The sequence below is a fragment of the Dyadobacter sp. HNCC25DJ186 genome, assembly GCF_056895235.1.
Window position 1 is genome coordinate 1127187 of record NZ_JBXHAS010000001.1, and the last position, 23426, is coordinate 1150612.

At 41.2% G+C, this 23426-nt stretch carries 23 protein-coding genes; 5 read left to right on the forward strand and 18 right to left on the reverse strand.

All coding sequences use genetic code 11. The features are described 5' to 3' along the window. Nucleotides 1-87: 87 nt before the first annotated feature. The 15 genes from AC1XUO_RS04830 to AC1XUO_RS04900 all read right to left on the reverse strand — a co-directional run bounded on the left by AC1XUO_RS04830 (nt 88) and on the right by AC1XUO_RS04900 (nt 15672). Nucleotides 88-1248, reverse strand: coding sequence for a Gfo/Idh/MocA family protein (locus AC1XUO_RS04830; RefSeq protein ID WP_483328617.1), 1161 nt, complete (start codon nt 1246-1248; stop codon nt 88-90). A 39-nt stretch (nt 1249-1287) separates the two neighbouring features. Beyond that, complete coding sequence (locus AC1XUO_RS04835; protein WP_483328618.1) at nt 1288-2322, reverse strand: sugar phosphate isomerase/epimerase family protein; 1035 nt, start codon at nt 2320-2322, stop codon at nt 1288-1290. Between the two features lie 102 nt (nt 2323-2424). Continuing rightward, nucleotides 2425-3639, reverse strand: a complete 1215-nt coding sequence (locus AC1XUO_RS04840) for a class I mannose-6-phosphate isomerase (protein ID WP_483328619.1) — start codon at nt 3637-3639, stop codon at nt 2425-2427. A 22-nt stretch (nt 3640-3661) separates the two neighbouring features. Beyond that, a complete protein-coding gene (locus AC1XUO_RS04845) occupies nt 3662-4738 on the reverse strand; it encodes an aldose 1-epimerase family protein (RefSeq protein ID WP_483328620.1) in 1077 nt (358 codons plus the stop codon). Nucleotides 4739-4824: 86 nt separating this feature from the next. Beyond that, complete coding sequence (locus AC1XUO_RS04850) at nt 4825-5643, reverse strand: alpha/beta fold hydrolase (protein ID WP_483328621.1); 819 nt, start codon at nt 5641-5643, stop codon at nt 4825-4827. A 146-nt stretch (nt 5644-5789) separates the two neighbouring features. Next, nucleotides 5790-6617: a sugar phosphate isomerase/epimerase family protein gene (locus tag AC1XUO_RS04855; protein ID WP_483328622.1), complete on the reverse strand. Its 828-nt coding sequence runs from the start codon at nt 6615-6617 to the stop codon at nt 5790-5792. Nucleotides 6618-6705: 88 nt separating this feature from the next. Continuing rightward, nucleotides 6706-7557 (reverse strand): sugar phosphate isomerase/epimerase family protein, encoded by an 852-nt coding sequence (locus tag AC1XUO_RS04860; protein ID WP_483328623.1) that lies wholly within the window; start codon nt 7555-7557, stop codon nt 6706-6708. A 64-nt stretch (nt 7558-7621) separates the two neighbouring features. After that, a complete protein-coding gene (locus AC1XUO_RS04865) occupies nt 7622-8383 on the reverse strand; it encodes a 3-keto-disaccharide hydrolase (protein WP_483328624.1) in 762 nt (253 codons plus the stop codon). A gap of 405 nt (nt 8384-8788) precedes the next feature. After that, on the reverse strand, nt 8789-9349 hold the full coding sequence (locus AC1XUO_RS04870) for a fasciclin domain-containing protein (RefSeq protein WP_483328625.1): 561 nt from the start codon (nt 9347-9349) through the stop codon (nt 8789-8791). A gap of 143 nt (nt 9350-9492) precedes the next feature. Beyond that, entirely contained in the window at nt 9493-10644 is a 1152-nt protein-coding gene (locus AC1XUO_RS04875) for a glycoside hydrolase family 130 protein (RefSeq protein WP_483328626.1), read from the reverse strand. Between the two features lie 215 nt (nt 10645-10859). Continuing rightward, nucleotides 10860-11468, reverse strand: a complete 609-nt coding sequence (locus AC1XUO_RS04880) for a YceI family protein (RefSeq protein WP_483328627.1) — start codon at nt 11466-11468, stop codon at nt 10860-10862. Between the two features lie 140 nt (nt 11469-11608). Then, nucleotides 11609-12178 (reverse strand): RBBP9/YdeN family alpha/beta hydrolase, encoded by a 570-nt coding sequence (locus AC1XUO_RS04885; RefSeq protein WP_483328628.1) that lies wholly within the window; start codon nt 12176-12178, stop codon nt 11609-11611. A gap of 176 nt (nt 12179-12354) precedes the next feature. Then, nucleotides 12355-13443 carry a formylglycine-generating enzyme family protein gene (locus AC1XUO_RS04890; RefSeq protein WP_483328629.1) on the reverse strand — a complete coding sequence of 363 codons (1089 nt, stop codon included), beginning with the start codon at nt 13441-13443 and terminating at the stop codon, nt 12355-12357. A gap of 27 nt (nt 13444-13470) precedes the next feature. Then, nucleotides 13471-14907, reverse strand: coding sequence for a phytoene desaturase family protein (locus tag AC1XUO_RS04895; RefSeq protein WP_483328630.1), 1437 nt, complete (start codon nt 14905-14907; stop codon nt 13471-13473). A 201-nt stretch (nt 14908-15108) separates the two neighbouring features. Then, nucleotides 15109-15672, reverse strand: a complete 564-nt coding sequence (locus tag AC1XUO_RS04900) for a DUF4142 domain-containing protein (RefSeq protein WP_483328631.1) — start codon at nt 15670-15672, stop codon at nt 15109-15111. Nucleotides 15673-15980: 308 nt separating this feature from the next. On the opposite strand from AC1XUO_RS04900, the gene AC1XUO_RS04905 reads away from it, so the two are divergent. The 4 genes from AC1XUO_RS04905 (at nt 15981) to AC1XUO_RS04920 (ending at nt 19435) form a co-directional block, all read left to right on the forward strand. Beyond that, nucleotides 15981-16427, forward strand: a complete 447-nt coding sequence (locus AC1XUO_RS04905) for a response regulator (RefSeq protein ID WP_483328632.1) — start codon at nt 15981-15983, stop codon at nt 16425-16427. Nucleotides 16428-16648: 221 nt separating this feature from the next. After that, entirely contained in the window at nt 16649-17752 is a 1104-nt protein-coding gene (locus AC1XUO_RS04910; RefSeq protein ID WP_483328633.1) for a DNA topoisomerase IB, read from the forward strand. Between the two features lie 55 nt (nt 17753-17807). After that, entirely contained in the window at nt 17808-18773 is a 966-nt protein-coding gene (locus tag AC1XUO_RS04915) for a lipid A deacylase LpxR family protein (RefSeq protein ID WP_483328634.1), read from the forward strand. Between the two features lie 188 nt (nt 18774-18961). Next, nucleotides 18962-19435 carry a ferritin-like domain-containing protein gene (locus tag AC1XUO_RS04920; protein WP_483328635.1) on the forward strand — a complete coding sequence of 158 codons (474 nt, stop codon included), beginning with the start codon at nt 18962-18964 and terminating at the stop codon, nt 19433-19435. A 97-nt stretch (nt 19436-19532) separates the two neighbouring features. Here the strand turns inward: AC1XUO_RS04920 and AC1XUO_RS04925 are convergent, their stop codons facing one another. From AC1XUO_RS04925 to AC1XUO_RS04935, 3 genes are all read right to left on the reverse strand, one after another. Further along, a complete protein-coding gene (locus AC1XUO_RS04925; protein WP_483328636.1) occupies nt 19533-20306 on the reverse strand; it encodes an SHOCT domain-containing protein in 774 nt (257 codons plus the stop codon). 69 nt (nt 20307-20375) lie between these two features. Further along, nucleotides 20376-21464, reverse strand: a complete 1089-nt coding sequence (locus AC1XUO_RS04930; RefSeq protein WP_483328637.1) for a M48 family metallopeptidase — start codon at nt 21462-21464, stop codon at nt 20376-20378. Between the two features lie 7 nt (nt 21465-21471). After that, on the reverse strand, nt 21472-22431 hold the full coding sequence (locus tag AC1XUO_RS04935) for a YjgN family protein (RefSeq protein ID WP_483328638.1): 960 nt from the start codon (nt 22429-22431) through the stop codon (nt 21472-21474). A 125-nt stretch (nt 22432-22556) separates the two neighbouring features. On the opposite strand from AC1XUO_RS04935, the gene AC1XUO_RS04940 reads away from it, so the two are divergent. Next, complete coding sequence (locus AC1XUO_RS04940; RefSeq protein ID WP_483328639.1) at nt 22557-23369, forward strand: alpha/beta hydrolase; 813 nt, start codon at nt 22557-22559, stop codon at nt 23367-23369. The last annotated feature ends 57 nt before the right edge of the window (nt 23370-23426 follow it).

Below are 23426 nucleotides of genomic sequence, written 5' to 3' on the forward strand. Positions count from 1 at the left end.
CGCAAACAACCACCCTGAAAGGGTTATTATTTTAGCATAGGGCACCGCCCTATGTTTTCGATAACAACGCCGAATGTCTCAAGAAAATCATCCCTCCCATTCAACGCCAGTATCCTTCCAGCTCTTCGAACTGGCAGAATCCAGCACAGCCTCACAAACCTTCTGCGTTTCCAAAGCATCCTTAAAAGTCGGACTGCAATCCTTTCCGGTCTGCAAGCTTTCAAAGAAATCAGCTACCTGATGAATAAAAGAATGCTCATATCCGATACTTGTTCCCGGAATCCACCATCTTTTCATATACGGCTGATCTGAATCTGTAACCAAAATGGATCTCCATCCCCGAACGATCGAATCATCTGAATGATCAAAATATTCCAGTCTATTCAGATCGTGTAAATCCCATCGGATGGATGCATGTTCGCCATTAATCTCAAAAGTATAAAGGGCTTTGTGTCCACGGGCATAACGCGTTGATTCAAAAAGGCCCAAAGACCCATTTTCAAAATGACAATGAAAAATACACGCATCATCAATCCCCACCTTTTGAACCTGTCCGCTTTCCTGATGCACACGTTCTTTAATAAAAGTCTCTGTTACAGCTGAAACATCCTTAATTCCGCCATTAATCCACATCGCTGTATCAATACAATGTGCCAGCAAATCACCCGTTACACCGCTACCGGCAGCCTCAGCATCCAAACGCCATGTACCAGTTCCACCCTGCGGGACATCAGGATTGATCGTCCAGTCCTGAAGGAAATTAGCACGGTAATGGAAAATGCGCCCCAACTTACCAGAATCAACAATTTGTTTCGCCAAAGTCACAGCAGGAACACGGCGATAGTTATACCAAACCGTATTTTTAACACCCGCTTTTTCGATGGCATCCACCATTGATTGTGCCTCTGCCAAAGTTCTTGCCAAAGGTTTTTCACACAAAATCATTTTACCAGCCGCTGCGGCCGCAATTGCAATTTCCGCATGCGTATCATTAGCCGTGCAAATGTCCACCGCGTCAATATCGTCTCTTGCAATTACCTTTTTCCAGTCGGTTTCAAATGATTCGTACCCCCATTGCTCTGCAAAAGCTTTCGCTTTCTCAGCGTTACGTGAACAGGCTACCTTCAAAACCGGGGTATATTCCAGTTCAGGAAAAAAATTATCAATTCTGTTATATCCATTAGAATGCGTACGGCCCATCAAACCCGTACCGATCAATCCAATTCTAAGTTCTTTCTTTTTTGACATAATCTAAAATGCGTTTGGTTCAATTTGACTTTACAACTCCTAAGCCTCGTACCAGCCATGCGCCTGACGCACCCTTACCATTGCGGCAAGGATATCATTCCAGGTTTGCTGATCTGTCATGACCGCATTTGGGAACATACAACCATCCCAGCAGATATGGCGGAACGCTTTGGTTAGTTCACCATTTTCGTGACGAAGCCAGTAACCAGCATCATGCGTAATATCAAGTTTTCCATTCGGATCAGTTGCCAAACAATGACGGCCTGTTTTATCATGGGAACCAGTTCCATGAACGGTTCCATCATTCTGCGCTACATGAAAATCTATGGTCCAGGGACGCAGAGCACTTGTCATTTTTTTCAAACCTTCTTCCAAAGCAGCACGGTCGCTCCATTCAAAATCAACTGGGAGAACCCGGTCTTCAGGACGATTATATCCTAAAAGATAAAGAAATGTGTGAGACATATCTGCCTGAAAGCCAATATTCGGACGATCCACGGCTTCCAGCGTGTCAATCATGGTTTTCCAGCTTTGCATACCGCCCCAGCATATTTCTCCTTCCGCGGCAAGTTTTTCATCGTATTCTGCCGCTACATCACAGGCCCTTCGGAAAGTTTCAGCGATCAGTTTTGTGTTATTAACAGGATCCAGAGCCCAGTCTTCGGGCTTGCTTGATGAGTCAATACGAATAATTCCATTGGGACGCATACCCAACTTTCTAAGTTTCTGACCAAAAATGGAGGCCTTTTTCACCTGATTGACAAACTCATCACGGGCATCTTTGCTGCCCATCGCAGAACCACTCCAGATCGGAGCAACCAGACTGCCAATTTCGAGATTAAGTCCACCAACTTTGTCAACCAGTTTTTGGATACCCTCATCACTCATATCCAGATCAATATGAGGGTCGAATAGGCCTAGATCAACACCGTCAAATTTAATGCCGTTCACCTCAGCGGCGGCAGTTTTTTCGAGCATTGTATCAAAGGAAATAACCGGCTCTGAATCAGAACCTTTTCCAACAATACCAGGCCATGTGGCATTGTGGATTTTGGGATAATTATTTTCTGGCATGGTTTAAGAATGTTTAATGTTTAAAAAGTTTTTAGTTTAAAGTTTATGAGTTCATAAGCGACGGAGCTTCTTATTACTTATAGACTCATAAACTCTGAACTCCTACAATACCAGATCCGGATTAAGCGGACCAAAATGTTTCAGGATAACGATCGGATCATTTGCCGAAGGATTGCTGATTACAACACCTCCCTGCGCAGCTTTTTCAGTTACAAAAAACTCATCATTTGTAAGCTGACCATAGCGAATAAGTGCAGGCGTTTCAATATCCCACGCACCAAGTTTACCATGTCCCTGCATGACGATCAATCCGTAAGCAGCGGCATCAGTAATGGTAACCGTCTGTCCTGGGAACACGGTAAGTTCCTTGGCACTGTAAGCCTCGTTTTTATAACAAATCCAGTTTTCACTATACCCTTCTGCCGCCATTTCTTCGACATCTTTTACCGGCTTAGGACGCATGAAGTGCTTTTCCATCAAGTTAGGATTCACATTCAAATCCCAGTCGATCACTTCCATTAACAAGTCGTAATCACCAATTCTGTCTTTCGGAGTACCTTTCCAAAGCAATTCCTCCGGAATAACCGCCTCATTGACCAGCGATTGATACATTGCAAAAATATCGGAAGCTTTTTGAGGCTCATAGGTACACAAACTACCGGGAGCATGCAACATGCCAGGCGGAACATCCCACCCAGTTCCAGGTTCCAGACGAAACGCCTGCGAGTAGTTGGTAATCTTATTATCACCCTTGGTGAAATTCATCAGGCACTCCTTGATCTGTTCTTTCGAGGTGCCAGGCGCTATACCAATGAATGTATATGGAAAATCACCGCCGTGGTTATTAAGTTGTGGAGGGAAATAATATGCTTCCGGCTTTCCGTTCTGACCAACCATAGCAGCGTGTTCGTCTCTGTGGTGAATATGGTGAGGCAATGGACCCATATTATCAAAAAACTTGGAATACATTGGCCAGCTTTTGTATTCATCCCAAAGTCTGTCACCTATAATTTCACCTTTCAGCTCATTTACCGCATCCTTCAGCGTGACTTTTTGAACACCTGACTCATCTTCAAAAACGATCTGGCTCAGCCCTTCATTTTCGCCGGTAAGCGGGCCGTTCTCTGCCGGAGTAGTTGAAGACAGCCAACGTTCATCAATTCCGCCCCGTTCGCCTCCCAAAACGTAATAATCATCCGGATGTAATTTTATTCTGCGACCAGGTACACAAAAAGACCTTGGCACCCATGTCGGAGCCAAACGTAATATTCCTTTTCCCTGCTCGAGTGCTTTTTCAGCTATACTTGAAAGTCCCATTGTTTGATATTGAAAATTTGGTTTAGTTATAATCTATTAAAAACTCCTTAATCATTTCTATATCGTCTAATACATCCAGTTCGAGCTCATAACTTTTGCTTTCTCCGGGTTCAATAAAGATGAGCGTTCCATCTTCCCTGGCTTTTGCCTGCCCGGTCAACGGATGGGTACTTGGCTCCAGACCGGTCACATACTCGCCTTTTCCCCAATGCTGCCAGTTGGCAACCCAGGGCAGTTGGTCCTTTTTAAATTTTAATGCAACTGCCAGACCGATCTTTGGATTAGAGATTCCGCAAACACTTTGTCCGAAAATGTCCGCTTCAATATCAACCAGAACAACCTCTTCGCCTCCACCTGAATGCTCATCCAGCGGTGCCTGACATTTCTTAAAATCGTTACCCTCTCTAAATATTTTTGCATTTTCCTCACCGTTTCTCGGCGACCATTTTCCTTTCCACAAAATATCAGCTCCTTCATCGGCAAGCGGCCAGCCGAAATTGAAATGATATAACAGAAGATGGGGAGATGGTGTGTTACCTTTATTAATTACCTCATCGTGAATACGTATTGTCGCCTTACCCAGCGTAGCGGATATTGTCCGTCGAAGTTCAAGGCTTGGGCCAAATGGTTTTGTTTCACGGATTATGCCGGTAATACTCATTTCCAAATTTCCTCTCCTGGGATCCGGCTGAATGATGGATACAATTTCTGCCGGCAAATTGCTGATCTGGCCGTGTAGACCTCTGTCGCCGAACTCATCCGATTCCGGTCCGCCCACATGTGTTAAGCCACAGGTTGTAAGCAGTCCGCCGCCAAAAGTTCTGAGCCATTCAATTCCTTTATCAGAGAATGGCTGTGGATAGGTTATGCCTCCGTGACTTATCCAGGCAAGGCTGTGCTGATTAAAAAATGCATCAGCAATATCCATAGCGCGGTCAATCACAACTTTGAAGCGCAGGCCGGTTCCTGTATTAATCCATGCGATCCTCGTTCCCCGCCCGGCACCGTTATCGATCACAGAAGTTTCTATTCCACCTAACTGTGTGTGATTAGATATCTTGTCCTTCCAGTCCCGTTTTACATCAACAGCTTCCTTCATTTCTTTTTATAAATTAAAAATATTATCCTAATCAAAAAAGGCAGTATCACACGATATTTAATCTGACTAACTATTTAGAAATAACTTTAATGAGCCAGTAACCAGTTTCTGATCCTTGGATTAAAGTCTGCTGTATCTTCAAAATGGAATGCGTGACCCAGATTATCGTATAGAAAAATCTCAGATCCTGGAATTCCGTTAGCGACTTCCTCAGCCATCCATCCAGGTGTAAAAATGTCTTGTCTGCCGCCAATGACTAATGTTGGTTTATCAATTTTATGAAGATCTGCCAGTGCATTGTGTGAGATGCAAGCCGCTGCCTGACCTTCCAGTCCATGAAGTGGCTGCGGAAATGGATTGGCACCATCCTGTTTTCTCCCAGTCGCAAGTTCTTCATGTTTTTCAGCATTGTCCCAGCTTGATTTAGAGAAAATAAGCAACTGAATGTATAAGCTGAATTCCTCCGGCCTGAACCGTCCCTTACAGTTCATAATGTGCTGAAAAAGCGATTTTGCATAATGATCACATCTTGCCCATGGACACATTAACACCAGCGAATGCACTTTATCGGGATGCCGGATAGCTAACTGCTGCGCGATCGTACTTCCCATGGAACAGCCTACTACCCTGACTTTTTCAATTTGAATTGCATCTAATAATCCGGCATAATCATCCGCCATTTGTTCAGAAGAATAAGGCCCTGCCGGTTTATCGGACAATCCTACACCTCGATTATCGCCAATAATACATCTGAAATGATGCTGCCAGTCTGCCAAATGAATGTTCCAAACAGATCCGGGAGCCGTTATTCCCATGATCAACAACAAAGGCACGTCATCAGGAGAAGCTCCGGATCCGCGCTCTTCATAATGCAGATAAATTCCATTGGTTTTAACTGTTGGCATTTTTTTTGGCTGTTAGCTTCTAGCGTTTGGCTTTTAGCTTTTGATGATTGAAACTATTTGACTAAATGCGTTTATTTATTTTTTGTATTTCCGAAGACAGCAACAAATGTTGAGAAATTCAAAAGCTAATAGCTAAAAGCCAATAGCTACCTAAGTCCTGGTATCAACTCTTCCTGTATCCACTTTCCATCGTGTAATGTTACAAAGTCAGGATCTTCCAGTGCTTCTGCCCCTTCGTCCTCACAGATTATCCATCCATTATAATTTATATCTTTCAGCCACTGCGTTACACCCACAAGATTTACTTTTCCTTTCCCCATCAAAGTAAATTCCGGGTTTCCATCCCAATCTTTGAAATGCACATGGTTAATTAGCGACTGATATTCTTTCATCTTTTCCAGTGGATCCATGCCGCCGTTTATGATATGCCCAACATCGGGTGTCCATCCTGTAACGGTTGGATCCAAAGATTCCAGAACAATTTTGTAATCTTCTGCTGTACGGATAATAGAACTGTGCGGTGAATTGGGATGATAACTGCAAGGAACGCCTTTTTCGGCTGCTCTTGCTGAAACACGGTTAACGATATTGATCAAATTTTGCTGACGTGCAGCCAGATTATGTCTTCCCGTTGGTATTTGAACTGTATTCAAAACCGCTCCCGGAAATTTTTGCAATACGCTTATGGCATGATCCGCTACTTCTCTTTCACGCTCTGTTTCTTCTGCTTCATTCCAGTCTAAGGCAAGTGCCAGTGCTGCTAATTCGATTCCTTGTTCTTTTAATTTTGCTTCCAGAAGGCTTGGGTCAATTAAATCTCCCATCCAGGTAAATATGGGTTGGATTCCTGTAAAACCAGCTTTCGAGATAACTTCAATCATGTGTCCAAGACGCCCCTGATGGGTTTGTCCGTTGTTACTCATAAACCAGGTGTAGACTTCTGAACCGAAACGGAATGGGAGTTTTTCTGACATTGTTTTTTTGAATTGTTAATGACTGTTGTGTCTCCCCAGGGCGTTGCCCTGGGCTAAGATAATAAGTCCGTTGGACTGGGGATTTGGGTTACAGGTTGTGTTTTCGGCCCATTTCTTTGATGAATTTGTAACCTTTTTCAGCGATATCCCATGGGTCTGAAAATTCACGCCAGACACCAATTGCATTCGCAAAATCGGGATCGTTTCTTGAAAAAGCTTCGATGGTAAGCCAGCCTTGGTAATTGATTTTTGCAAGAGAGGAGAACGCGTCATCCCATAATACCTGCCCTTCTCCCGGCGTCCCCCGATCATTTTCGCTGATATGCACATGAGCCAGAAAAGGAGCGATTGTGTCCAATGCGGAAGCATAACTTTTTTCCTCAATATTGGAATGATGAGTGTCAAACATTGCTCTGACGTTCGGATGATCAGCTGCCTTCACAAGTTTCACCAGTTGCTCCATCGTGTTGCATAAATAACATTCAAAACGATTCAGTGCTTCCAATGCAAAAACGATGTTGGCCTGAGCCGCATATTCTGCACCCGCATTCAGTACTTCGCCTGCCAACGCATATTCCCTATCAACAGCCGGACGGTTAACAAAAACGGTATGCGCTGAGTGAAATGGCCCGCAAATAATTTTAGCATTCAAATCATGCGCGCGGTCAACTCCCCATTTGATTTTATCCAGTGCCTTTTCGCGGACCGCAACCGACTCACTAACGGGATTATCATCAACGCCAACGGTCATCACAGCTGTCGTTTCCAGGCCAAGATCGCGGGTATAATCACCCATTCTTTTATAAGCGCCCGTATCAGGTGCGCCAAGATAAAATTCCACTCCGTCGTAACCGATCTTTTTTAATCTGTCAATGACCGGAAATAAATCGTCAGACACAGCTGCCGTCCAGGCAAGCACATTAAATCCTATTTTATTCATAAATTTTTAGCTATTGGCATGTAGCAGCCGGAGAAATTGCCACCTGCTATTTTAATCTAAACAATTACTGCTTGATTCGGATGTCCTTATATTCAACTCTCATCGGCGGACCAACGTGAACCTGTACGCCTAAAAGTCCTTTCGATTTTCCATTAACAGTATCTTTATCCGTAACGTCGCTCATCAAAACGCCGTTTATATAATGCTGCAAACGATTCCCTTTTACTACCAGATGAAATTCATTCCATTCTTCGCCTTTAATTTTGGTTTTTAATTCATCAGAAGTTCCCAAAGAACCCGTTACTGTTCTGCCAAGCCAGGCGTTATTTTTGAGGTTTGCCTTAAATGCCTCAGGCGATTTATCCGTTGGCTCGTTTATCGTTACAATTTCGCCCCGATATGCTAACGTAGTCCTTTTTCTTTCTTCATAATTCTGGCCGGTATAGCGGTTCGCTCCGTCGATATCTGCTTGGTAACCTCTCAATGCATTAGGAACGTCCGTCAGCTGATCGCTTCGGTAATTAATTCCCGAATTCCCTTTTTCTGTAATCTTAAATGAACCTTTCAATTCAAAATCACCAGGTTCGCCGCCTTTCCAGATAATAAATGAATTAGTTTTCAACAGTGTTTCCGGCGTGATCTCTCCAACCAGATTTCCATTTTCCACGCGCCAATACTTCGTATCGCCTTCCCAGCCTTTCAGAGACTTGCCATCAAAAATCTGTACGAATCCTTTTTCCTTCTTTTGGGCAATGCATGAACTCTGTACTGAAAGCAGGGTTATTACAAGGATCGCAGCTGCGGCGATATTCAATTTGGACCTCATTTTAGACAACATTTTATTCGTTTTTAGACTTCTGAATGAATTAATACCCTTACGCCTTCTTTCTTACAAGACGTATTTTAACGATAATACTCTTTAAAAAGAAGAAAATAATATCCAAAAATTCCTAAAAATATTGACCACACTATCCTGTACTAGCCTGCTTTGTTATTTTTAAAAGTTATCAAAGTACTTATTTTGATGTTTTGCGTAAAGTATACTTCAAATTGAAAACGTATTTATTCAGTTATACAACAATGGTTACATATATTTAAAGCTCGAAAACTTCATTCTATAATCATTAGTTATATAACAAAAAAAATCAGCCCCCTTTGCGATCCGGAAATTTTTCCATCTGCAAAAGAGGCTGAAAATCAACACTCACCACTTATTCAACTAACACTGATACTATGGCATTAAGACTTTATCAATCACGTGAATGACACCATTCGACTGGAATACATCAGCAGTTGTAACCTTTGCCATGTTTCCTTTTGAGTCAGTAACAATAACATTTTTACCTTTCAAAGAGAATGTCAATTCTTCTCCCTGAACCGTTTTCGCCATTGCTTTTCCACCGCCATCTTTGATCATCGTCATCACAGATTTAGCATCAACCTTTCCCGGAACCACGTGATAAGTAAGGATAGAAGTTAATGTTGCTTTGTTTTCAGGTTTCAAAAGGTTGTCAACTGTTCCTGCCGGCAATGCTGCAAAAGCAGAATTCACAGGAGCAAAAACCGTAAATGGACCAGCTCCGGACAAAGTTTCAACTAATCCTGCTGCCTTTACTGCTGCAACAAGCGTTGTGTGGTCTTTTGAATTAACTGCGTTCTCAATAATGTTTTTCGAAGGATACATTTCAGCACCGCCTACCATTACTGTTTTTTCTTTTTGAGCAAATGCGCCAAACGTAGTTAACAGAGCAACCGCAAGCAATCCTGTAAATTTGATTTTTAAAGATTTCATAATGATCATATTTTGTTTAAGTTTTAATGACATACGTTAAACAAAATGATTTAGATCGATCCTGGTAAAATATTTTTAATATTTTTAATTTCTGTAAAAGTTTAAATTTTCAAAAAGTGGTATTATCCTTATACGACCTTATCTTAATTAACGGGTATCGGATCTGCCAAGCTCTTATTTTTCGGGTCATATACAGCAACACCTACCCGCGAGTCGGCACAGCCGTAATATAACATCCATTTTTTCTTATAATAAACAAGACCTTCGATAAACACAGTTCCGGCTACGTATTGACCACTTTTCTCAAACGGCTCCATTGGTCTGAAAAATGGAACATCCAGGCGACTTATAAGTTTCGAGGGATCATTTTTATCAAAAAGCACTTGCCCGGCGCAATAAGAATTAGGTGTGTAACGCAAATCGCCATTTGCACCTGCGTCATTTTTCCCATTGTATAATAGTACAATTCCCTTATCCGTCACAATTGCCGGAGGCCCGCATTCGGTCAGATTACTATCAAAAAAACCTTTTCTTGGTGAAATTAAATTGATCAGGTTTTCCTTATCGTCCACGAGAGGAGTCCAGTTTATCAGGTCGGTTGATGTGGCCACATTGACATTCGCTTCACCAAAATATAACCAGTACTTTCCATTAATCTTAGCAATAACCTGTCTGTCGTTCACCAGTTTGGTAACGATCGAGCCCGATTTTGACCAGATATTATTGAATTTTCCGTTGTATGCTTTGACAAATGCAGGTCCATGTTTCTCCCATTTTACAAGATCTTTGGAAGTTGCTATCCCCAACCGGGCTTTATCACGGTTCCATTGGGTATAAATTAAAACATACGTTCCGTCTTCGGTCACAGCAACTCTCGGGTCTTCACAACCTCCGGGCCACTCATTCGCTTTTTGGCCGTCCTCATCAGGGTAAAAAACCGGTGTTTTTTTGCGCTTGAAAGTAATACCGTCTGCGCTTTCGGCATAACCCAATCTTGAAGTCCGGTAACCAATTTCTTTCCCGGCTTTATCTTCCGCCCGATATAGAACCACAATTTTCCCGTCTTTTATAGTCGCGGCAGGATTGAAAGTATCGTTTGATTCCCAATCCACCATTTTTTTATTCATAGGACAAAAAAATCTGGAACTGGTATCCGGCGAAATAACCGGATTAACACCTGCCGGCCGCTTGAATCCTCCAAAAGCCCACTCGGGAAGTTTATTGTCAGTCTGCGCATTTACCTGAAATCCTGTAAAAAGTAATCCCAGTAATAATCCCTTCATTGAATTTTTCATTTCTGTTTTTTGATGATAGCCTAAATAAGCAAAGAACCTTATAAACTTTCCTTACCCTTCTGCCATCTTAAAAATAAATCATTGATCAAAAAGTCAACTTTGAATCTTCGTGATATTGGGATCCTTATATAAAATAAAACCCTGCCTGATGTATTGCAGGCAGGATTTCTTAAATAATAAAGCGAACAAGCTTGTTGAGCTTAAACTTTATTTGACTATTTATTCGCTACAAGGTTAACATCCAGTGTAAAATCATTGGAAATTGCTTTGTCCCCAAGATTTTCAAAGAAATTAGTAGAACGGAATTTGATATCATATTTCGTTCTGTCCACAACGATTTTAGCGTCAGCAACAACTTTTTTGCCGTCAGTTTTGACTGTTGCAGGAAATTTCACTTCGTCCGTAATTCCTTTAATTGTCAATTTTCCGGCAACATCATAAATATCTCCACCTTTTGGTGTCACGGAAGTGATTACAAATTTCGCCTGCGGATGTGATTCAACAGCAAAAAAATCAGGGCTTTTAAGGTGACCTGTCAGCTTGCCGTTCATTTCTGCATCTTTAATATCAGTAACAGTCAGGTTTTTTACATCAAATACAAAACTACCTCCTTTTAATTTTGAACCATCAACAACCAGAGAGCCACTTTCCAGAGGAATTTCGCCGGCGTGAGTGCCCGTAACCTTTTTAGCGCCCCAGGTAATTTTGCTGGTTTTTGCATCAACAGCCAAAGTTTTATCCGCAGTTTTTGTTTTATCCGGACCGGCGATCACAGCAGAATTTACAAACAGACCAACCAATGCAAATAGAATAATTTTTTTCATGATTTCGTTTGACGTTAAATTGATTAAAGAATTGTATAAATATATGAAATGGTATGCTTAAAAAGAGTATCGGGCACGTAAATTCATGCCCGATACCCTGTAATAGCTCCAATTACCACTTAAATAAGATATTCTGAACCTTAATTATTCACTTTTAAGAAACCGGCATGTTCTGAACTTACCAGGTTTTTCAATATTGCTTTGCCTTCCGGCCAATCTCCTAGTCCTGAAACGGCATTGATATGTCCTTTTTTCCCAAGATTTATAAATTCACTTTCCCAGGAATCAGCAAAAAATTTTGAGCGTTTGATCGTCGCATAGATGTCGTTTGTGCTTGCAACAACAATACTTTTGAAGGGAAAAGGCATTACAGGGATTGGCGTAAATCCTTCTACAAAATTTAATCTTTTTGATAATTCAGCATCTGCAGGGGCAACCAGCAATGCGCCCTCAATCCAGGGCGACGAGAACCGGGCAGCCCAATGCGCGACGGTCATGCAGCCCAGACTGTGGGCGATCAAAATTGTCGGCTCGGTTAGCTGACCGATTATTCCCTGTAATCTGGCGACCCATTGATCACGATTCGGCCAGTCCCAGTTATCCTGTTCAATCCTTCTAAAAGAATCAGGATATTGCGTTTCCCAAATTGTTTGCCAATGTTGCGGTCCGGAACCTGCCAAGCCCGGAACTGTCAGAAAGCGAGTACTCATGATTTTAATAACTTACAATCAATAGCTATGTCACAAAGAAATGCTTTAAAATCGAATTAAACAATAGTAGATATAGTCTATTTATTTAATAGATTATATAAACCAGTTTTATTTCCTCAAAGTGAAGTTTCAATCTGAGTTCATATTACACAACAATCTAATTAACAAACAATTGATTAAATTTTTCCATTAACCGATTTAACGCAACGAAAACCAAGATTATTACTTCCACTAGATGTCTCGCCTTTCCCACGACTTCCTGCCTTATAGCGGATACAATATTCATCGCTGCAAAGGAAAGAGCCGCCACGTTGCACACGTTTCACGGCACCAGGTTCATCAGGGTCATAACTATCCGAAGGCCCGGTCGGATTTTTGGCTGGGCTTTTTTGATAATAATCAGGACGATACAAGTCCTCACACCACTCCCAAACATTTCCATCCATATCATATAAACCATAAGGATTGGCAGGAAAATTTTTTACAGGGGCTGCGCCTGCATATCCATCTTCTTTCAGATTATTATCCGGAAAACTGCCCTGATAAATGTTGGCAACCCATTTTCCGTTTGGCTTTAACTGATCTCCCCAATAGTACGTATGATTTCCTCTGCCACCCTGCGCAGCAAATTCCCATTCTGCTTCTGTTGGAAGACGTTTCCCAGCCCATTTTGCATAAGCGGCAGCATCTTCGTAGGAGACATGGATAACAGGAAAATTATCACGGCCTTTTATCGAACTGCCTTTTCCTTCCGGATGGTCCCAGCTGGCACCCGGAACATAATTCCACCATTGCAACGGATTCTCAAAAGAGACTTTTTCAGCCGTCGGTGTAAAAACTGCGGATCCAGGGACGAGTTTATCAGCGGGAACGCCCGGATAATCGGCTGGGTTCAAAGGACGTTCGGCAACCGTTTTATAATTTGTCGCCGCCACGAAGCGCGCATACTCTTCATTCGTAACTTCATGCGAGTCCATCCAGAAACCATCAACAGTTACCTGATGCATGGGACGAGAGTCAGGAAAATCATCAGAGCCCATCAGAAATTTACCACCGCTGATCCAAACCATATCTGTGGTATCTCCTTTTCCTTCCATGATTTCGTTCTGACTAGCCAAAATTGCAGAAGCCCTGGACGGTATACCTTCTGCAATACAATGGGCCAAACTATCCGCAGTTTTTTCCGCTGCGGTTTGTTTTGTCCTACATTTAAAACTTACCATCGCAAGCAAAAAAAGAAGAAATAAATTAAGATTAAGCTTCATTTAAAAATATCTTACTATGGATTTTTTTTATTTCAATTTAATTTTAAAAACATCAATAAGCGCCTGTTTAGCAGCATGATACCCGCTCATTCCATGAACCCCTCCACCTGGTGGCGTTGAAGACGAACAAATATAAATACCATCTGCGGATGTTCTGTATGGGGATGCGCTCAAAACAGGACGGGTATATAATTGATAAATATCCTGGATTCCTCCATTAATATCACCACCGATATAATTGGGATTGTAAGCTTCCATCTGAGCTGTATTCATCGTACTCCTGCCAATAATGAGATCTTTAAATCCCGGAGCAAAACGCTCTACCTGATTTTCAACCGCCTGCGTCATATCTTCGGTTGAGCCGTTGGGAACATGGCAATAGGCCCAAACCGTATGTTTTCCCTCAGGCGCGCGTGTTTTGTCAAATATACTGGGCTGTGATAATAACACAAAAGGTTTCTGAGCCTGTTTTCCCTTAGATGTCTCTTTTTCCGTTGAAGCGATTTCTTCAATGGTATTCCCCAAATGTACTGTTCCGGCACTGCGGCAGGCTTCTGCAGTAAAAGGGATAGGCGCGCTTAAAGCCCAATCAACTTTGAAAACACCCATCCCATACCGGTATTTACTCAACCTTCCAATGTACGAAGAGCTTAGTTTATTTCCAGCAATGGCCACCAATTGTTTAGGTGTTGTATCAAATAAAACGACTTTTGATGAAGGCAACTGATCAATGGATTTTACCATAAAATCTGTTTGAATTTCGCCTCCCAAACTCACAAATACAGCTGCCAAAGCATTGGCAAGAGATTGGGAACCACCTTTGGGAATTGGCCAGCCGGCCACATGTCCTCCCGCCATAAGCATCAATCCGATTGCTGCCGTGGTCAGGTTTTCAAGTGGTTGAATCGCATGAGCAGCCATTCCACCCCATAATCCACGGGCCTGTTTTGTTTTAAATCTTTTGGCTATCCAAGTCGCCGATGGCAGTGCTTTTAAGCCAAATTCAGCCAAAGCGAACGGATATTTCGGTATCGGGAATGGACCCAGCACATCAGGTAAGAGTTTAGGCAAGTCACGTACAACCGGCCCCATAAATTTCAGGTATGGCTCCCAATCTTCACCCAGTCCTTTTGCTGTATCCTCCACAGAGCCGTGCAAAACACCGGCCGTTCCGTCATCAAACGGATGCGCCGCGGCATATTTTGGCTGAATCAATTCCAGACCAAACTTTTCCAGCGACAAACTATTCAGGAACGGGGATAAGACAGCCATTGGATGAACGGCCGAACAAACGTCATGGATAAATCCGGGTAAAGTCAGCGTTTGGGTTCGCATTCCTCCACCAATATCCTTTTTACCTTCCAGCAGCAACACCGAAAGTCCTTGTTGCTGTAATGTAATGGCAGCTGCGAATCCGTTTGGACCTGAACCAATTACAATGGCGTCATATTCCGTTTTTTGCACAATTATATCAATTCAAAGATCCGGTACGTCGTGACAAGACGATGCACAACATTAGTCTATAAAAGTAGTAGACAAATTAAATCTATATGCTTTCAAAAAACAAATTTTATTTAGCGTAAAGCTTTTGACAAATGACTAAACACAAAAAAGAGGAACAGTTTTTCAACCGTCCCTCTCTCTCAATCTGAAGCTATCTATCTACTACTTCAATTTATCTTTCAAGGCCTGAACCGTTTCAAGATGCTGGTTAAGGGTTGGTAACTTACCAGCCGCCCAAGCCTTCACTTCCGCATCCTTTGCATCTTTTGAAGCTTCTTCAAATTCTCTTATATCTTCTTTGTGATCATCCACCATTAAAGAAACATAAGCCTTATCAAAATCAGAACCTTTTTTCTCAGCAAGATCGTTATATTTTTTCTGTTTGTCTTCGCTCAGCGAATCCGGCAGAGTTATATTTTTTTGTGAAGCCAAAGCTTTCAGCTCGTCGTTGGCTTTTGAATGATCTTTCGCCATCATGGCTCCAAAATCTTTTACGTCCTTGGAAACTGCATTTTTCTCAGCAAGTTTTCCCAACTCTACTTCAAACATTCCTCCGTCTGCAGCAGCAACTGCGAATTCAGTATCGTCTTCAAGCTTAGTGTCATCAAATTTAGCCTCGTTTGCATCCTCAGCAACCTCTGTACTATCCTTTTTTTCTGTACTGTTACATGATGAAAATGTGATTATACTAGCAAGGAACAGGGCACTTAATGTTATCTTTTTCATAATAATTTTCATTTTTGGTGATATTATATTAAAATCTAAACAAAAGTTGTGCCAAACCCTGCAATATGACCTCAATCCAAAACGAGGCATCTTTTACATTTTTTATGATTTACCTATATGAATATTCCTTGTCCCACAATGTTGATATATGTCTGCATAAAAATGATCAGAGTTTTTAACAATATTGTTCGGCTTAGAACAGGGGACTATTTCAGAAACTGTTCAAAGTGAAGCTGGGCATATTTTATTAAGAAAGTTATATTATTTTTGCACGTAATATTCAAGAAAAACGATCCAATACGTAAACCATGAACTTGCACGAGACCTGCAATATTTTTCTGGCAGATGATGACGAAGATGATACCTTTCTTTTTCAAGAAGCACTTGAGCAAATCCCTGTACCGACAGATCTTATAATTGCTGAAAATGGTATGGAGCTGATGAGAAAGCTGGGATCTACGGAAGTGGTGCCTGATCTGATTTTCCTGGATATGAATATGCCTGTTAAAAATGGTTTGGAATGTTTGCAGGAATTACGCAGTTCTACCACTTACAGCAAAACGCCTGTAGTAATTCTGTCTACGTCAGTGGCAGGTTATCTACTTGAAGACGCATACAAAGCTGGAGCGAATCTCTATATTCAAAAACCTACAAGTTTTTCTAATCTCGTGACAATTCTGGAAAGATGTCTTTTAAAGAAAAGCAGCTTAGTTAACCGACCTGCATTGTCAGAATTTCTGATCTCAAATGAATAGAAGTTCTGGTCATTTTAAATCCCCACTTTCAGATATTGAGTAGATACTTCCGCATCGGATTCATAGGATGCAGGAGCACTCAAAAAGGAAAACCCGGAGTTTTCTATATAAACAGCTGATTATCTAATATTTACAGAAGGCATAAATTTTACTCTTTGTCAAAATATTCTTTTGGTATTGATTTGTTACATCCTATTAATTCAAATAAATGTATCGAAATCATGTCCGTAGCCGCATCCGTAGGAACCTTGACAGAAATGCCTGTCATTTCTCCAAAAGAATTTAAAAAGTTAAAAAAGGATCCTGCATTAACTGCCGTTGCTGCGGGCCTGAACTATATATCCGGCAGCGATGCTCCGGGATATTTGAGAAAAGGAAAAGCTCCAAAATTTTATTACACTGAAAAAGACGGAAGCAGGTGTAAAGATAAAGATGCTATCAAAAGAATAAAATCTCTTGTATTGCCTCCTGCCTGGCAGGAAGTCTGGATCAGTAAAGATTCGAACGGCCATTTGCAGGCTACCGGGATTGATGAAGCCGGGCGCAAGCAATATCGGTATCATCCACATTGGAATCTGGTAAGAAATCAGGCTAAATATTTCCGTTTGCTCACTTTTTCTGATTCCCTACCCCAGCTCCGTGAACGCGTGGAATCGGATTTGCGGAGACATACATTCGATATGGACAAAGCGATAGCGTTGGTCATCAAGCTGATGGATAAAACCTGTATTCGTGTAGGAAACCAGCGTTATAAAATTAAGCATGGATCCTCAGGCATAACAACCTTAGACGCGCGACATGCTACGATAAAAGGTAAAACAATCCGGTTTATGTTTAAGGGCAAAAAGGGAATTAAGCAGGATATTACATTAAAAGATGTTCAATTAGCACGTTTGGTCAAACAATGTAAAGAAATGCCGGGCCGCAGACTTTTCCAGTATGTTAACGACAATGGTGAAAAATGTGCTCTATCGGCAAGTCATGTTAATGAATATATCAGGATACACACTGGTGCCAGTTTTTCTGCGAAAGATTTCAGAACCTGGATGGGGACAGTAACCGCTTTCGAATTTTTAAGCGAACGTTTGGAATATAAAACGAAACGCGAGTATACTAAGACAGTGAATACATGTCTGGACGCTGTGGCTGCTCATTTGGGGAATACGCGGACGGTCTGTAAAAAATATTATGTTCATCCCGCTGTTTTCTTAGCCTATGAAAAAGGGAAATTAAAACGTATTTTAAATAAAGAGGTAAGCGACCTCCCTTATCTATCATGGAATGAGCAACATGTAAAATCCTTACTAGCGCGCCCGACATTATAATCGAAGCAAAAAAATGTATTATAATCCGCAGCGATCCTGAAATCGTATATCAAATATGCGAAAACTCATTTCAGGATTGCTGCTATTTTCATTCCCCCTACTGTCATCAGGACAGAGAATAGACAACATTGTCTCTTTCAGGAATATTGGCGGAGAAAAATATATCAGACTCCATTATGATAATGACTTTTGGGGAAAATCCGACTATTATTACACGCAGGGCTATAACCTGGAACTGGTAAATCCAGCGTTGAAAAACAACCCGCTTTCTCATACCTTATTAAAGCTTAGAAATAGCCGGGTAAAATATGGTATTGCGCTTGAACATTACGGATTTACCCCGACCATCATAGCAAGCAGCTCGATTTTGTATAAAGATCGTCCGTATGCAGGTGTTATTTTAATAAAAAGTTTCACCATTTCAGTTGATACAATTCGTCGTTCCCGATTATCCTCTGTGCTGAGCACCGGCATGATTGGGCCCGTGGCTATTGCCGGTCCAATGCAAAAGAAAATTCACACCTGGACGGGTGACAATGAACCAATGGGCTGGCAATTCCAGATCAAAAATGATGCTGCAATCAACTACGAAGTTAATTATGAGAAAGAGATATTTAATATACCGAACATTATCTCGTTAAATACAAATTCTCAAATTCGACTGGGAACACTCTCGGATAAATTACAAGCCGGTGCAACACTCACCCTGGGAAAGTTTGACTCCCCATTTGAAGCAAGAGAAAAGCGGACAAAACAGAATTTCCAATTATACCTCTATGCTCAGCCGCTGATCAATCTGGTTGGTTATGATGCTGCGATGCAAGGCGGCGTATTTAATCGGGACAGCCCATACACTTTAAAAGCGAACGAGATTAACAGATTGGTCTACCAAAATTCGCTTGGTGCCGTACTTAATTTCAGAAATATTTATCTGGAATTTAATCATGTTTTCCTCAGCAAAGAATTCGAGGGAGGTATGCCGCACCAATGGGGTGGCGTGAGAATTGGCGTGGCGTTTTAGATACGGATGGAAAGGGCGAATTTTCCACGGGAATGACTTACACGAGAAGCGCATGGATCGCGCATCATCGGGAAAAATCAGCAACACTTTGAACAAAATTGCTTCATCGAACTGCTTTTTTTAGCTAATCAGGATATGGCATAGCGTTTTTAAGTATCTGATTATTATTCATTTAAATTACACATATCATGTCAACGAACGAAAATCTTATAGAAACATTAAATGACCTTATCCGTATCAACAATGACCGTATTGACGGTTACGAAAAAGCGATTAAGGAAACTGACGATATTGATGTAGATCTTCAAGGTCTGTTTCAGAAAATGGCCAATGAGAGCCGCGAATACGTTTCTGAATTGACTAGTCAAGTTGCTGGTCTTGGAGGAGAAGTAGCCACTGGCACTACAAATTCAGGTAAAATTTACCGCGTGTGGATGGATATCAAAGCGACATTCTCAGGTCACGACAGACAGTCAGTTCTGGAAAGTTGCGAATACGGGGAAGATGCAGCACAGGAAGCATACGATGACGCATTGGCAACAGATGCAGATCTGCCGGTGTCAATCAGACAAATGATTACAGATCAAAAAGCATCATTGCTGACATCACATAATTTGATTAAAAAATACCGTGATGCACATAAGGCTGTAAACAGCTTGTAATAATAAATAGGTAAAATAGCCTGGCTGAAATATTCAGCCAGGCTATTTTTTATCCGCTCTTATTAATAATTATGAAAACAGACAGACTTTTCTGTTCTTATAAGCGGGCCAGTAATTCCGATTTTTTCATTTTGAATTCTTCCTCCGTAATGTGACTTTTTTCAAACAAAGCCGCAAGTCTTTCAATCTTGGCAAAAATGTCATCTTCTGAAATTACTTTGGACTGAGTGGTATTATTTTCCAGCGTCCCGGCAGATTTCACAACGTCATACTGCAATTCCGGCGTCGGTTGTGCCAACGTTCCTGGTTCTGAAATTAGCGTTAAACTGGCAATGTCAACTGGTCCATCCTGGCTGGTTAATACAAATGATTGTCCTGAACCCTGCTGTTGTGAAACGCCTGAGATCTGATGATGTTTCGTATCATAAATTGATCGGTTTCCATCTTTCTCGATAATCAGACGGTGAACCTGGGCAAAGTAGGCATAGCGGAAATTGTTTTGAGAGCCGCTGGTTGTTGGCGTACCAAATACCGATGGCCATGGTTTGCTCGATTTGATCTCCATCTTATCGGAATTCGCTGACTCTTCTGATTTTTCAAACAAAATTTCAGTGGTTACCAAAGTTGCCAGCTCGGCACAAAGTGCGTCAACCGTGGTTTTTAAGGAACTGTTAAACATATCTCCAACCATTGTCATTCCTCCTTTCATCCACTGACCGTGACCGCCAAGCTCTGGAATGTTAAACTGGGCCATGGTTGCATTTCCCTGAATGATCGCATTTAACAACGACTTTACACTGTCCTGACTTAATCCATACCGGCCTGCTATATCTTCTATTTTTTTCTCCCCTTCTTTTGTGAGTGATTTCATATTCATTTTTAGCTAACTTAAACAATACTATCAGTTTAGTTCAACAAAAATGGTGCCATTCGACTTAAATTAGTTAGCCTTGATAGCATGAATCGCTTTCCATTTATCTTCCAGACTTTCATTCGCCGATATTCCGACCTGCTTATTTGCCATTTTTTTTGCAAATGCAATCCTTTCTTTTGTTAAAGGGTGGGTGCTCAACAGTTCGAAAGGTTCTGAATCTGTATTACCTTTTTCCAGCAAAGTCAGCAGGTCCAATAATCCATAAAGATTTATATTATTCGCACGCAAAATCTCAACAGCCTTTTCGTCCGCTTCCTGTTCAAGTGATCGTGAATAACTCAGATTAACCAACACATCAGAATTTTCGGCCAGCACGGCAGCAATCCCGTTCAGATCATTCAGGAGCAATGAAATGGCCAGGTATCCTGACAAGCTTCTGAAAATACTTTTTAACGAATGGCGGTAATGAACATGAGATACTTCATGAGCAAGCAGCGCCGCGAGTTCATCCTTGGATTTCATTTGCCGGAGCAGTTTATCATAAATAACAATGTGCCCGCCAGGCATGGCAAATGCATTTATTTCGTTTTCCTGAACAACAGTCACTTCGATCGGATAGTCCGTTTTAAAATCGATATCTTTCACAAAATCATTGACGCGAACCGTCAGGCTGTCAATTTTTTTATAGTGACTGATCGTATTTTCATACATCATTTCTCCAAATTTAATTTCCATAGAAATGGGAATCTGAATGGATATTTTTTCTGCAAACCATGGAAGTATATACAGATACGAGCCGACCAGCGAACCAATCAGAACAACTGCCAATCCCAGAATAAGCGTGGTATTCTGCCTCAATAAAAAGTCAATCTTTTTATCAAAAGACGGTTGATCCGGATAATGCTGTTTTAATGAATCAAGCAAATGTTCATTTTTACATTCCAGCGTTTGCTTGGGGAAATCCCCATACCGAAAAATGAATATGGACGTAAACCCCATGTCCCTTTCGATCTGATTAATCTCCCAACGGACAATTCGATTGTTCAAAAGTGGATCAATATATTCGATGAGCCATGAATCATGATGTAGCGACAAACGAGCACTATGAGAAACCGAAGTTTCCCCATCGTAATAAAAAATATCAAATTTTTGCATGACTATTTTAAATCAAACCGATGTCAATCATGTCTGATATATCTTCTCCGGTTGCATCTCTGTAATCTATTTCAGTTTGGATTATTGCATTGACGTCAAGGGTTCCCTCCATCATGATGTTTGAAAAAACAAAGTTGAGCGTACGAACCGTTGCCCACGGAGTTCCTAATCCCAGCGTAAACACGATAATAAAAATATTTCCCAATATCAATCCAAAATAACCGCCAGCCGTTGCAGTAGACCGGAATTTGACCACATTCCCTTCCTGATTCATGCGCATATTGTCAATAAAATAGGCAAAAAGATCACTTACAAACCAGAAAGAATAAATTCCCAGCGTCAGGAAACTTAAAAAATAGCCTTTGAGATTTAACATAAAATACTCGGTACCATCACCTTTGTAGGAAAAAGAAATATTTCCAAAACGGATATTGCCGAAAATGTATTTTCTCAATTTTATTGTAAACCAGAAAGAATAAATCCCAAGCGTAGCGATTGACAGCAATCCACCCACAACAAACTCTTCCATAAAATCTTTAAGAATGCCGCGATATCCAAAATGAATACCCCGCCATGAAGTACGAGACATACGGTATTTTAACGACCCGTGAATGGCAACGGGGATTAATAACAACAAAGCCATATAAAAAAACAGCATTCCAAGTGCTACAATTACACTGTTTTTGGTTAGAACTGAGCCGATCAAAACGGCATAAAGGCCGATAAAAATCCCGATCGCTTTAATGAATCCTTTAAACATTTCTTTTCCTGTGCCGTGAAAAGAAAATCGACTGCCTTCGAATTCGGTTTCCTGATAAACGTAACGCAGAACAGCTGCTTTCGCCCATGGATAATACAAACCAAGGGTTAGGATGGTTAACAAGATATTGACAATATAGATACCAAACAGTTTGTTGCCCTGTCCATAAAATGTGATCTTGCGGGAATAATTTGGATCAAGTTCCATAAATGATTGACTGATTAAAGGATAAAAATTTACTTTAGGGTTTGTTATCCAAAGTCACCGTTTTATCAAAATATACTATTCAATATTTAAAACCTTTATTATCCCTTTCAATAATATTTCTTAAAATGAAAAAATTAATTGCTTTCGTTTTCCTTATATCCGGCTTCATTTCCGCCAAAGCATCCAAAGTTGATACTGTGATGACATACAGCACGTCGATGAAGCAAAATATCAAGGCTGTTGTCATTACTCCGGACGTTTCAAATTCAGGCGAAAAACTACCGGTATTATATCTTCTGCATGGCTACAGCGGCAATCATTCCGACTGGATCAGTAAAGTAAAAACCGTAGCAGATTATGCCGATCAATATAAAATGATCATTGTTTGCCCGGATGGGAATTTTTCAAGTTGGTATTTTGATAGTCCGGCTGATAAAAACTGGAAGTATGAAACTTATGTCAGCACTGAACTTCCTGCATGGATTGATTCACATTACAAAACGAACAATACGCCTTCCGGACGCGCAATTACCGGGTTGAGCATGGGCGGCCACGGCGCATTATATCTGGCTTTTAAACATCAGGATATTTTTGGAGCGGCAGGAAGTATGAGCGGAGGTGTCGATCTGAGACCGTTTCCTTTAAACTGGGATCTGTCAAAAAGACTGGGGTCGTATTCAGAATTTCCTGAGCGATGGGACAACCATAGCGTCATTAACCTAACACATTTGCTTACTGCTAAATCATTGCCATTAATTATCGACTGCGGCTCGGAAGATTTCTTTTATCCTGTCAACGTAAAATTGCACAACAAACTTCTGGAAACAAATATTCCGCACGACTTCATTAGCCGCAAAGGTGCTCATAACTGGGAATATTGGAGCAACGCGATTGGTTACCAGGTCTTGTTCTTTTCAAAGTTTTTTAAAGCTTCGTGATGAGACATATACCAGCTCTTGTAGAGCCTTACAGGAGCTGGTTTCTTTCAATATTAT